The organism is Bacillus alkalicellulosilyticus (genome assembly GCF_002019795.1).
GTDB lineage: Bacteria > Bacillota > Bacilli > Bacillales > Bacillaceae_F > Bacillus_AO > Bacillus_AO alkalicellulosilyticum.
This window is the reverse complement of the sequence record NZ_KV917381.1, coordinates 2626269-2638535: the sequence shown is the minus strand read 5'-3', so window position 1 is coordinate 2638535 and position 12267 is coordinate 2626269. Positions and strand designations below refer to the sequence as shown.

Below are 12267 nucleotides of genomic sequence, written 5' to 3'. Positions count from 1 at the left end.
CCGCTGTGAAAGATGACCGAATATCTTTTTTAAACGAATCGTTTCAAGACATCTCTGAAGATATGAACAAAGCACTTCATGAAAAAGACTTGGATACAGTTGATTATATTTTTTTAAGAACCTATCGTTTATTAGATCGAACCGAGGAGTTTCTCGTTGAACAAGTTCGAAGGCAAAATTCTTGGAGAGATACTGAGCGTATCCTGGCGATTAAAGCATCGATTCAAATGAGTATGTCAAAATGGAATGCAGAGCTAGCAGAGTATTACAAACAGGATGGAGACAAGAACACGGCTGAAAGAGAGTGGTTAGCCGCACTTGCGCAACCAACTAAAGATGCAGACTTCTTTGTACAATACGCTCATGTGACGGTTGAAAACAAACATTTATTTGTTCATAAAGACATTAAAGACAATATCGAATTTGTGAATCGTTACAATATTTACGAAGTGAAAAAGTGTTTACGAAGAGCTAGGTTTTCACTAAAGGCTGCTGTTTCAATGAGTGGGATGACGGATGCCATCGGGTATTTTATCGGTTGGATCGACTTGCTCGAACAGGAAATTGCAGAAAGACCAGAGTTAGTCGAAGCTCTTTCGTGTGAAGAAGAAAACATAACTATCGAAGCAGCCCTGGCCCAGCTGAATACATTAATAGGTTTGGATAGCGTAAAGCAGCGCATCCATGAAATTAGCAATTGGGTCACTTTTTCACAACTTCGACGTGAAGGTGGCTTTAAGGTTAATGATCTAAGTCTACATATGGTGTTCAGTGGCAATCCCGGTACCGGAAAAACTACAGTTGCTCGTATTGTGGCTAGTATTTATAAGGCTTTAGGTGTATTAAAAAAAGGGCATTTAGTCGAAGCAAGACGTGCAGATTTAGTCGCTGAGTATGTTGGACAAACAGCAACCAAAACGATGAAAGTCATTAAGGAAGCTGAAGGCGGCGTGCTATTTATTGATGAAGCCTATGCCTTAACAAGGTTCTCAGGTGGAAATGACTTTGGAATAGAAGCTATCGATACAATCGTGAAAGAAATGGAAGACAATCGTTCGAACTTAGTGGTCATCTTAGCTGGATATCCAAAAGAAATGAAAGATTTCATTGCTGCCAATCCAGGTTTGCAATCTCGCTTTAAGTTTCATATCGATTTCCCTGATTACAGCTTGAATGAGCTGACAGAGATTATGGATTTGTTACTTAAAGACAAGCAGTACAGGATGAAACCAGAGGCTAAGCAGATCGCCAGTAAGCTCATTGAAAAGCAAGTGATTGAAAACCCTACTACACACGGTAATGGAAGACTCGTTCGTAATCTTTTAGAAGATGCGATTTTAACAAAAGCCGCCCAAGTGGTTGATAACAAAGTCAATAGCCGAGAGTTAGGGGAACTTGACCTCATAGACGAAGAAGTAATGAGACTTGTAAAGTTTAACGGAAAATCCAAGGAAGAACGTAACCACTTTTTAAAGGATGGATTTCAATAGCAAAGCATGACTACCCGATACAAGGAGGGATAGTTCAACGTGATATTTAAAAAGAAGAAAAAAGCAATGGCTATACAACAACTCGAGCAAAAGGACGTAGACGAGCTACTGAAGGGATTATACCTTCTGCTTGATTTACAGTACACGTTTGTGTGTAAACAATTTGCCGACCATTTTAGGCAAATCTATGATTCTTTTATTTCAACCTCTAGAGAAGGTACAGAGTTAGCTCAAACATGGGCTGCTGAATTAAAAGTCAGTCATACTAACGTAATTGAAGTTTTTCTAGATTATTTACAAAAGCGCTACAGAGGTGATGAGATGACTGAGAAATTATTTACGACCATTCGCAATCAATTGCTTGAATTAAAGCCGATAACTGAACTTCAACTTAAAGAAGAAAGTCCACAGGTGACTCTTGATTTCGAGGCATTGTTTAATGAAATTAAGTCCGAAGTGAAAAAAGGAAATCGTGCTTCTTTTAAGCTAAATCAAGAGCTTCAAGATAAAATTGAAGGCTTAACAGAACTAGCACCAAAACATGTTGACCACAATCAAACGAAAGAAACGATAGAAGAGATTACGATTCACTCAAAAGCTTTAATCGATATTTTGTTAAAATCGATCGATTCAATGGATTTAATCTATCAATCTGCTTTGAAATCTGAGTTGCTAGAGTGGGCTTCAGAGATAGAAAAAACAATTCAATCGTACCTAGATGAATTAAGTGCAGTTGGAATAGAAGAAATAAAGGTTCTTGGTGAGTTTATAGATGGTGAAATCATGATAAGTATAGGAACTGTTCCACCAGAAACAGCTCCCGAACTTGAAAAATTTCAGGTCTATTCCGTTCATCAACGGGGATTCAGGTTTAAAGAAACCGGAAAATTAATTCGTGAAGCAAAAGTAATCACTATTTACTAAAGGGGAGAGAGACCAATGACAATTATAGGAATAGATTTAGGAACAACAAACTCAGCAATTGCTTATTTAAAGGATGGAAAACCTCATATTATTGAAAATAAAAACGGTCATCGCACGACACCTTCTGTTTTTCAAATTGACCGAAAAGGTGAAATAAAAGTAGGTCCAATCGCGAAAAAGGAATATCCGAGTTATCCAAGAGAGACGGTATTAGAAGTGAAACGTCTCATGGGTACGGAAGAAAAAGTAACGGTAACGGGCAAAGAATATCGTCCAGAAGAAATCTCAGCTCATATCCTTAGATATTTAAAAGCATCTGCTGAAGACTTTCTTGGAACAGAAGTTCATGAAGCCGTCATTACCGTACCTGCTTATTTTTCAGATTCACAACGTAAAGCAACTCAAAAGGCAGGAGAGCTAGCAGGGTTAAAAGTAGAGCGTATCATTAATGAGCCAACGGCTGCTGCGATTGCTTTTGGAATTGAGAATATGGACAAAGACCAACATATTCTTGTCTATGACCTTGGCGGTGGAACATTTGATGTGTCTGTTGTTGAGTTATTTGATGGTGTCGTTGAAGTAAAAGCGAGTGCAGGAGACAATAATCTAGGTGGAATGGATTTTGATAATACACTTGCTGATTATGTCATTAACGAATTTAAAAAGGAAAAAGGAATTGACCTGCTATCCATTGGCTCGGAAGATGAAATTTTACAACGAAAAGCTAGAATAAAAGAAGAAGCAGAAAACGTGAAGAAGACGTTATCGACACAAACAACAGCTAGCTTTACGCTTCAATATATTGCCATTCATAATAACATGCCATTGTCACTTGACCTTGAGATTAGTCGAACCCAATTTGAACGTTTAATTCGAGATAAAGCAGAGTCTACATTAGAACACGTTGAAAAAGCACTAAGTGATGCAAGTTTAGCGATTGCTGATATTGATGAAGTGCTATTAGTTGGTGGTTCTACTCGAATTCCACTTATTCAAGAGCTAGTAGAGAAGAAGTTTTCTAAACCATTACGAAAAGACCTGAACCCAGACGAGGCGGTAGCCTTAGGTGCTGCAGTACAAGGTGGAATTAAAAGTGGTGAGCTAGATAGCGCACAAGGATTAATGGTTATTGATGTTTGTCCATATACACTAGGGACCGAAGTTGTGAAATATATCGGTGGACAACCAATGCCAGGCTATTTTGACCCGATTATTCCAAGAAACAGTACGGTTCCTATTACAGAAAGTAAAATCTACTCTACGATCTCTGATAACCAAGATTCTGTAAGCATTCCTGTGTATCAAGGTGACGATGAAGATATTTATGTAAAAGAAGAAAAGCTGCTCTCAAAGGATATAATCTTGGACGGAATTCCAGCACGTCCTGCGGGGGAAGAAAAAATAGAAGTGAAATTTTCCTATGATATTAACGGCTTACTTCAAGTTGAAGCGACTGTCATTAGCACAGGTAAGAAAAAAACAGGAGTAATTCGAACTCAATTAGGCGTTATGACCGACCAAGAAGTAGCTGCTTCCAAGGAAAGAATGGAGCAAGAATGGAATCAGTCTGAGCTTTACCATGAAGTGAAAAATGTCATTAATCGTGCAGAGAAAATGATTGATGAAGTAGATAGTAGTGAGCGTCAAAAAATCGAAGGATTGTTAGCGAATCTTCGAAATGCATTAGAAAAAAACGACACAGTAGCTGTCAAAAAATACGAGGACGAGTTGACTGATTTATTAATTGAACTAGTTTAGAGGTGTAGCCGAATGCAGAATACAATAAAGAGATACAATGAAGCTCTCGTATTTATACAAGAAGAAAAGTATGAGGCAGCCGCCCACTATTTAGAAATTGTGCTTAAAAAATTTCCGACACATTCACTTTCGCGATGGACTTTGGGACTATTACATGTCCTAACAGGATATCCGCACCGTGCCCTTTCTCAGTGGACTTCAATAACCGACAATGAAATTGAAGGAGTTGAAGAAAAGAGTAGGGAAATTGAGAAGCTCCTTCCAGAGTATGATAGTATTTATGATTGCTATAATCGTGTAATTTCACATATCCGAGATGAGCAATTCGAATTGGCATTGCAAGAAATGAAAGGGGAGCTTTTACAGAAAGACCTTCCTCTTCCGACTTCTTGTTATGAGGCGTATTTGCTGTTGTTGTTGTTAAATGAGCAAGTTGATGAAGCGGAACAGGTGTATCATTCCTTAGCCGCTTATCAAAAACAATGTAGCTCCATTCAAAGGATTCATGTAGTAATTGAAGAGATTCGTAACAGTCAGGGAAGCCAACGGACAGTCAATATTAAGAGATTGCTATACACTTCTGGATTAGTAGCATCCTTGCTAGTAGGAGCATTAGCAATGAAGGCTTTGGCCCCAAAAGAAATGATTGAGGTGGCAGCTGAGCCTCTTCTTGTCGTTGCACCACAAACAGAAGTGTATGAAGAAATGCTTGCTGATTTGGATAAACAAGTCCATCAACTTGAAGAAACACAGGCTGAATTAGAAACGGAATTACAGCTTGTGCAAGAGTTTAAGCAAGAAGTGGAAGACGTGATATCGGTCACTGAAATTAATTGGGATGACCTTGTCTTTCAAGCTGCAAAGATTTCTTATGAAAATGGGATGAACGCTTTTAAAAGTGGGGAATATGAGCTGGCTAGTCAAGCGTTTGAAGAAAGTATACAAATGAATGTAAGCTATTATTTTTCTGACGATGCCTTTTTCTTTTTACTACAATCGAAATTGCGTATAAATAACGAAGACCCATCGATTGAACCTTTAATAGACAGGTTTCTTCAAAGTGATACAAGACAATTGCAAGAGTCGCCGTATGTCGATGATGTCCTGCTATTAAAAGCGCAGCTGTTATTAAATGCTGGACAAAAGACAGAAGGAATTGCTTTGTTAGAAAAAATTACTTCCGATTATACAGATGATTGGACCGGCCAACATGCATATGCGCTTCTACGAGACATTATTGGAGGTAGCTATGAGAGAAACTGATAATTATTACGAGATATTGCAAGTTTCTGAAACTGCAACTGCCCAAGAAGTGAAGCGTGCGTACTATAAGATGGTTCGTATTTATCCAAATGAAACGCATCCAGAACAATTTAAAATCCTTACAAAGGCATATAAAACACTGTTTGATGATAATAAACGAGCAGAATATGACCGCTCTCAAAGAGATGATGGAGTTTATCAAGAACTGCAACAGCAAGTGTTAGATGAATATGACCGAGAGAATTATTACTCAGCTCTATCATTGCTGCAAGAAATGAACCGAAGATATCCTGATGATGATTCGGTAAAAGAAAACATCGGTTATTGTGAATTAGAACTTAAACGCTATGATGATGCAAGACGAACGCTTATGAATCTTTATATGAATAATGCTCAAAATGAGTATGTCACGCAGTTGCTAGCTAGATTGTTTTTTGAAAAACGGGATTTTCAGAAAGCGAAATCCTTTCTGCGGAAGTTAATTGATATTAATCCTGGGGAAGCCAATTATTATTTAAGACTATCTAACATTCATGTTGATTTAAAAGAATATTATGATGCGATTAACATTCTTGAGCAAAAGTTTTCGTATAGTAAAGAAACACCTCAAGAATTGCCGTTGTTAACAGAGTTATTTTTCTTAACAGACATTGTCGATAATAAACAGCATCATCAAAGAATTGTCCATCGCATAAAAAATGTAGCGACAAATCAAAGAGACAAGGAATCTGTGATGAGTAATTTAATAGACATTTGTATTGATATCCAATCGGACCACCCTGGGTATGCTGAATTAGTATCGATCATTAAAGATATTAACAAAGGCGCAAATCGAGAAGTATCTGCATGGTTACGAGATGCAGAGGCAAGTGTAAGGCAAAATCGTAACTACAACAATCACCAACCTAGGCAACAACCATCATATAATCGTCAAGAAACAGCGGCTACAACGTATTCTCAACCTATAGCCGATGAATCAAGAGGTTCAATAGCCGTTGCGATCATTTTAGGAATTATTCTTTCATTTATTGGAACACCCATCCTTGGGATAATCGGAGGATTTTTATGGTATTTTTATGCTGAAAAAATCCTCAATATCCTCGGATGTCTCGTCCTAATTATTATAGCCATTGGGATATTGGCGGCCATATTGTGACGAAGTGAAATTATTGAGAGGGTGAGGCAAAAGGGTAAAGACACCCCTTTTGTCTAACCTTCTTTTGTTAGACTATTAGGAAGACTATGTTAATATATATGTAGTAATGACTATACAAGTTTAATAAGAAGTGTACTAATCAGGGTATTATTCTGGCAGAAGGAGCCTTTGAATGAATAAAAAAATATCTATTTTATTAATTCCTTTGATTCTAGTAATGGCATATGGTGGAGTTCATTCTCAAACACATATTTCAATTTGGGGATTTTCTCTCTCTAAAAATGATATAAAACAACTCATTGTCAGTATCGAAAATGAAGAGGGTTCTTCTCAATATCTAATTACAAATCAAAAGGAAGTATCGCGGATAGGTAAGTTGTTATCTAAGTCAGAACAATACTCAGAAGTTAATAGTTTTTCACTTGATGAACAACCTGAAAAATACACGCAAATTCTAATTCAAATGCATGACAATACTACTTATGGTGGTGACTTGTGGGTTATGGGTATGAACTATGTTCAAAATAGTAATGGTTATTACTGGAAGGTTGACTATGAGAAATTAAGTGCATTATTGAACGAAGCAATCCCAGCGGGTGAAAAAGTACAATAACAATTAAAGTATTAAAGAGTCGGAACGAAAGGTTGTTTTACCGAGGGCACTGAAAAAGTTCGGTTTTTAACTTTTACAGTGCCCTCGATGCAATGTGCGTAACCGTTGCATTTTTTATAAGCCTGCTACGAGGGGGTTTCTCGTAGCAGGCGGGCAACGAGTGGAGCCATTGCAACCATATAAAAAAGTTCGGTTTTTAACTTTTACAGTGCCCTCAATCGTTCCGGCCTATTTATACCAGTTATCTCCGAAGCTCTTCTTCCATGGTAATTAATCGTTTGACTAAAGCGGAGGAAGAAAAAAACTAATGTTTATATCGAGTAATTCTCCCAACTTCCACGAACCCCACCCATCTTTTCATAGAAGCGTTGGGCACGCAGGTTGTCTGATGCTGTTACCCAAGACATATAGGCATAGCCATTTTCTTTGGTGTAGTCTTCACATGCTTTAAACAACTGCTGAGCCACTCCAGTTCCTCTGGCTTGCTCTACTACATATAAATCATTCATTATCGTCACTCTAGCGGCCTTAGTTGTACTGAAGCTGAAATATAATGTTGCAAAGCCGACGTATTCACCCTCATTTTCTGCAATAAACTGGATGCCTTCTTTTTTTTGTAATAACGTTTCAATTAACTCATGAACGTTTTCTTCTTTTGGTTTTGGACGTTGGTAAAAGTCAACGATGTATTGGTACATTAAGTGCGTAAGTATACTTTTATCACTAGGCTGAACAGGTCTTATGTTCATTTTTTTCTCCCCTTACATTATTAAGATTCACATAATATACTTTACTTGGCAGAAATATGCAATAGTTTTAGAGGGAAAAACCATATCCGTGTCAAAACTAAAAACTCTATGAAAAAATGAAACGTACGTAGTAAAAAGACGACTAAGAGAATTGTGAGAATCTAATATATGATTGAGAAAGGGATAAAAGATGATTAAAGTAGAACATTTGCAATATCAGTACCCTGGAAATGCTGAGAATACGATTAAGGATATAAGCTTCACAATTGAGAAAGGTGAAGTTTTTGGGTTTTTAGGACCATCTGGTGCAGGAAAAAGTACCATTCAGAAAATTCTAATTGGGATATTGAAAAATTACATAGGTCATGTAGAGGTGATTGACCAGGAACTAAGTCAAGCTCAAGCTTCTTATTTTGAAAAAATAGGGGTAGCGTTTGAGTTTCCAAATTTTTATCAACGGTTTACTGCCATTGAAAACCTCACTTTTTTTAGTAGCTTATACTCTACTCAAGTTGAAGACTCTATGACTCTGCTAACCCGAGTCGGATTAGAAAAGGATGCCAACACGAAAGTAGGGAATTTTTCGAAGGGAATGAAAATGAGATTGAATTTATGTCGAGCGCTTTTACATGACCCTGATGTGCTTTTTTTAGATGAACCGACATCAGGACTTGACCCAACAAACATGAAATTGGTTAAAGATATTATTCTTGAGAAGAAGAAGCAAGGAAAAACAATTGTGATAACAACACACAACATGACCATTGCCGAACAAATCTGTGACCGTGTTGCATTCATTGTCGATGGAAAAATAAGTTTAATTGACTCACCACGTGCTCTTAAAATTAATAGGGGAAAGAAAGTAGTCAAAGTGGAATACAAAGACCAGTTCGGCCATACGGAAAAAAAGGACTTTCGATTACATCAAATTGGTCTTAATTCAGAGTTCCTTACTTTACTGAAAGAATCAGAAATTGAAACGATCCATACGCAAGAAACGACGTTGGAGGATATTTTCATAGATGTTACGGGGAGACACTTAGTATGAATAGTCTAATGGTCATGCTAAGACAAGATGTAAAGTTTCAAATTCGTCATGGCTTTTATCTAGTATATGCCGTTATTACACTGATGTATATTGCGCTACTCTCTTTCATTCCTGAGAAAGCGAAACCGATGACAACGGTAATTATTGTTTTTTCTGATCCAAGTGCACTAGGATACTTTTTCATTGGGGGAATCATTCTCTTAGAGAAAGGACAAAACATCTACGATAATTTGTTTGTAACCCCTCTACAAATAAGAGATTACCTGTTGTCGAAAGTAGTATCGCTTGGGTTGTTATCTGTTTTAACGGCATCAGTTATTCATATTGCTATTTTTGGCCTCTATCATATTACGTTTTTATTCATCCTTGGCGTATTTCTCACATCAGTTTTTTTTACGTTGATTGGAATTGGAGTTGCTGTCCGCTGTAAGTCGTTAAATGGCTTTTTTCTCATGTCACCATTTTATGCGCTTATTTTTTGTGTTCCGATCGTTGGGTTTGTTCAGCTCTATGATTCACCATTGTATTATCTTCTTCCAACACAAGCTTCATTGCTTTTGATAAATTCTACATTCTCACCTGTTGGAGTAGGAGAAATGGTGTTGTTACTTACGAGTATCGTAGTTTGGCTTGGAATCGCCTTTTTGTGGGCTCAGCATTCGTTTCATACACAGGTTGTTTTGAAGGTAGGTGGGTGATACGTGAAACCAATCATTCAGTTGGCGTTGTCAGATATCAAAAATGTTCGTCGTGACCCAATGTTATTGATGGTCGTCTTTGGGATGGCCATGATTGCCATTGTCTTTAAAATCGTTCCTCCGATACTTTCGGAATGGCTGTTGCTACAGTTTCAATTTGACTTAACTTCCTATTTTGATTTACTTACTGTTTTCATCCTACAACTTGTACCTTTACTAATAGGGACACTTGCCGGATTTATGTTGCTTGATGAAAGGGATGAAAATCTGATTTCATACTACGCTGTGACGCCATTACAAAAATCAGGTTATCTTGTCGTACGCCTCGTCCTACCTTATGTTTGTACCGTCCTGATGTGTGTTTTTATGTTTTATTTTACGAACTTAATCAACCTACGTGCAGTAGTTGTTATTCCACTCACTTTACTAGTAGGGCTATTAACACCATTGATTACGTTGTTCTTAGGTACATTTGCGGCTAATAAAGTAGAGGGTTTGGCTTTATCAAAAGGGGCAGGAATTGTTATCCTAGCACCGTTAGCTGTTTATTTCTTACCGTGGCAGTGGCAGGTAGGCGTGAGTTTATTTCCTACATTTTGGTCAGCAAAAGTTTTTTTTCATGCTTATTTTATAACTTATCTTTTATTTTTCATAGCAGGAGTTGGCTATCATCTGCTATTATTGATTTTGTTATATAAAAGGATGCAACGCAGAATAGATTAACCTAGACGTTTACTGCAAGAAATCGGTCTTGTTAATTTTTTTATGGTTTTACTTTAGTTCATGTAATGAAAAGGGACCATAAAAAGTGTATAATTGAATGTGCTATGATTGATATTGGCTGTAAGCGCTTTAAAATATGAGGATCCATTATTATTTATGGATAGGAATTAGTCTTAAATAACGACCATGAAGGGGTATCAGAATATGAATCAAAATAAAGCTTTAATGATAATCTACTTAATTTTTTGGGTCATTATATTACGAATGTTCTTTTTTGAAGAAGACCGAAACATCATTCACTTCTTATTCGGCGTCGGGATTTTGGGTGTATTTTTATACCGCTACAAATTTTTGAGTAACCAAAAATCCAAAAGGACCCAAGCGAATATCACGATATTCATTGCAATTGTCGTATTTATTACGATTGTTAGATGGTATGTTATCCCGTTTTTTATGTAATAGGTTGAAAAAAGAGGGTGAGACAAAAGGTTGGTTTTTTACCTTTTGTCTCATCCTCCTTTTTTTATTTCTCAAACGGCGGCTTTGTTTTTTGGGGCAGGAGAAGGATCAGGAACTTTGATAATAAATGAGATAATTAGACCTACAAAGAGAAAAACGCCGATAACTAAAAATCCAACCAGATAAGTTGCAGTTTCTATAAAATAGATAGCTATTATAGGACCAGTACTCGCGCCAAGGAATAATATAAAAGCATTGAACGATACCGCACTGCCTCTTATTTCGCTAGCTAGATTACTAATGATGGAAATCATCACTGGGGTGACAAGTGAGAGCCCCGTAACAAAGATGATGCTCATTATGATGATAAAGGTAAGGGATGGAATAAGACCGATCGTTAAAAGACCAATGGTTGATAAAAGCAATCCAACTCTAAGAACAAAAAGAATCCCCATTTTCCGAGCGATTTGGCCAGCGAATGGTGCAACTAGCATGCCGAAAATCCCCATTGCACGAACAAAAAGGATTTGTTGTGAAGATAAATTGAATGGTTTTGCTTCTAAATAAGTCCCAAGAATGGTGTATAAGGCAACCAATGACATCAGCAACATAAATGTAATTGAGTATGAGAGTAATAGCTGTTTTTTTGCAAGCAACGAAGAAAGTTGCTTGAATTTTTGAAAAACTCCCTCCGTTGCATGAGGTATTCTGTCTTTCGGAAGACAAGTAATAACAAGAATAGCAGTTACAAAGAAAAGAATACTAAGTATAAAAAAGCTAGCGTTCCAATTTGCATATTCAGTAATATACCCAGCAAATAGTTGCCCGACAATCCCGGCCATTAATAGTCCAGAACTTATAAAACCTAATGCTGTTAATCTTTTGTGAGGTGGAAACATTTCGCCCGCGTACACTAGAGAAATTGGTGCAAACGCAGCTGCGACAAGACCTTGTAAAGAACGTAAAAGGATTAGACAAAAAAAGCTATTGGCAAAGCCTATACCAAACGTAATCACCGTTAAGATACATATACTTGTAACTAAGAAAATCTTTCTGCCATACCGGTCAGAAAACGGGCCATAAAGGAAACAACCAAAAGCGTAGCATAGTGAAAATGAACTCCCAGCCCAGGCGGCTTGACTCATAGAAATGCTAAAGGTATTTGAAAAAACAGGGATAAGAGGGATCGTCATATACATGCTTATTAAAATGACCAGGCCACACCAAAATAAAACAAACGTCATTAATGAATAGTTCATGTGATGTCCTTCTTTAGTCGATGAATTCATATCGCAAGTCTCCTTAATCGGCAACGTATATCCTTTTACTCATCATACCAAGGTTAGTGCCAATAATCATCCATAAAGGATTACAGTAAAGAACAAG

Annotated in this window: 12 protein-coding genes; 10 read left to right on the top strand and 2 right to left on the bottom strand. The window is 37.2% G+C overall.

The features are described from left to right. Positions 1–5 precede the first annotated feature (5 nt). The 6 genes from BK585_RS13255 (at position 6) to BK585_RS13230 (ending at position 7204) form a co-directional block, all read left to right on the top strand. On the top strand, positions 6–1490 hold the full coding sequence (locus tag BK585_RS13255; RefSeq protein ID WP_078553892.1) for an AAA family ATPase: 1485 nt from the start codon (positions 6–8) through the stop codon (positions 1488–1490). Between the two features lie 39 nt (positions 1491–1529). Further along, positions 1530–2414 carry a nucleotide exchange factor GrpE gene (grpE, locus tag BK585_RS13250; protein ID WP_078553890.1) on the top strand — a complete coding sequence of 295 codons (885 nt, stop codon included), beginning with the start codon at positions 1530–1532 and terminating at the stop codon, positions 2412–2414. A gap of 15 nt (positions 2415–2429) precedes the next feature. Continuing rightward, entirely contained in the window at positions 2430–4172 is a 1743-nt protein-coding gene (locus BK585_RS13245; protein WP_078553888.1) for an Hsp70 family protein, read from the top strand. 12 nt (positions 4173–4184) lie between these two features. Then, positions 4185–5435, top strand: coding sequence for a tetratricopeptide repeat protein (locus BK585_RS13240; RefSeq protein WP_078553887.1), 1251 nt, complete (start codon positions 4185–4187; stop codon positions 5433–5435). Further along, positions 5422–6591 (top strand): tetratricopeptide repeat protein, encoded by a 1170-nt coding sequence (locus BK585_RS13235; RefSeq protein ID WP_170885583.1) that lies wholly within the window; start codon positions 5422–5424, stop codon positions 6589–6591. Before BK585_RS13240 ends, BK585_RS13235 begins: the two co-directional genes overlap by 14 nt. Before the next feature lie 172 nt (positions 6592–6763). Next, entirely contained in the window at positions 6764–7204 is a 441-nt protein-coding gene (locus BK585_RS13230; RefSeq protein ID WP_078553885.1) for a hypothetical protein, read from the top strand. Positions 7205–7515: 311 nt separating this feature from the next. Here the strand turns inward: BK585_RS13230 and BK585_RS13225 are convergent, their stop codons facing one another. After that, the gene (locus BK585_RS13225; protein WP_078553884.1) at positions 7516–7953 is read right to left on the bottom strand and encodes a GNAT family N-acetyltransferase; all 438 of its coding nucleotides are present in this window, start codon (positions 7951–7953) and stop codon (positions 7516–7518) included. A 190-nt stretch (positions 7954–8143) separates the two neighbouring features. Here BK585_RS13225 and BK585_RS13220 point away from each other — a divergent pair, with 190 nt between their 5' ends. The 4 genes from BK585_RS13220 to BK585_RS13205 all read left to right on the top strand — a co-directional run bounded on the left by BK585_RS13220 (position 8144) and on the right by BK585_RS13205 (position 10881). Then, entirely contained in the window at positions 8144–9001 is an 858-nt protein-coding gene (locus BK585_RS13220; protein ID WP_078553883.1) for an ABC transporter ATP-binding protein, read from the top strand. Continuing rightward, positions 8998–9699: a fluoroquinolone export ABC transporter permease subunit gene (locus BK585_RS13215; RefSeq protein WP_078553882.1), complete on the top strand. Its 702-nt coding sequence runs from the start codon at positions 8998–9000 to the stop codon at positions 9697–9699. Before BK585_RS13220 ends, BK585_RS13215 begins: the two co-directional genes overlap by 4 nt. Positions 9700–9702: 3 nt before the next feature. Further along, complete coding sequence (locus tag BK585_RS13210) at positions 9703–10422, top strand: hypothetical protein (RefSeq protein WP_078553881.1); 720 nt, start codon at positions 9703–9705, stop codon at positions 10420–10422. Between the two features lie 204 nt (positions 10423–10626). Continuing rightward, positions 10627–10881, top strand: a complete 255-nt coding sequence (locus BK585_RS13205) for a hypothetical protein (RefSeq protein ID WP_078553880.1) — start codon at positions 10627–10629, stop codon at positions 10879–10881. 71 nt (positions 10882–10952) lie between these two features. On the opposite strand, the gene BK585_RS13200 is transcribed toward BK585_RS13205, so the two are convergent. After that, positions 10953–12170, bottom strand: a complete 1218-nt coding sequence (locus tag BK585_RS13200) for an MFS transporter (RefSeq protein WP_078553879.1) — start codon at positions 12168–12170, stop codon at positions 10953–10955. Positions 12171–12267 lie beyond the last annotated feature (97 nt).

Coding starts and splice junctions, on each gene's coding strand:
- BK585_RS13245 (WP_078553888.1), top strand. CDS start 2,430: ATGACAATTATAGGAATAGATTTAGGAACAACAAACTCAGCAATTGCT.
- BK585_RS13240 (WP_078553887.1), top strand. CDS start 4,185: ATGCAGAATACAATAAAGAGATACAATGAAGCTCTCGTATTTATACAA.
- BK585_RS13235 (WP_170885583.1), top strand. CDS start 5,422: ATGAGAGAAACTGATAATTATTACGAGATATTGCAAGTTTCTGAAACT.
- BK585_RS13230 (WP_078553885.1), top strand. CDS start 6,764: ATGAATAAAAAAATATCTATTTTATTAATTCCTTTGATTCTAGTAATG.
- BK585_RS13225 (WP_078553884.1), bottom strand. CDS start 7,953: ATGAACATAAGACCTGTTCAGCCTAGTGATAAAAGTATACTTACGCAC.
- BK585_RS13220 (WP_078553883.1), top strand. CDS start 8,144: ATGATTAAAGTAGAACATTTGCAATATCAGTACCCTGGAAATGCTGAG.
- BK585_RS13215 (WP_078553882.1), top strand. CDS start 8,998: ATGAATAGTCTAATGGTCATGCTAAGACAAGATGTAAAGTTTCAAATT.
- BK585_RS13205 (WP_078553880.1), top strand. CDS start 10,627: ATGAATCAAAATAAAGCTTTAATGATAATCTACTTAATTTTTTGGGTC.
- BK585_RS13200 (WP_078553879.1), bottom strand. CDS start 12,170: ATGAATTCATCGACTAAAGAAGGACATCACATGAACTATTCATTAATG.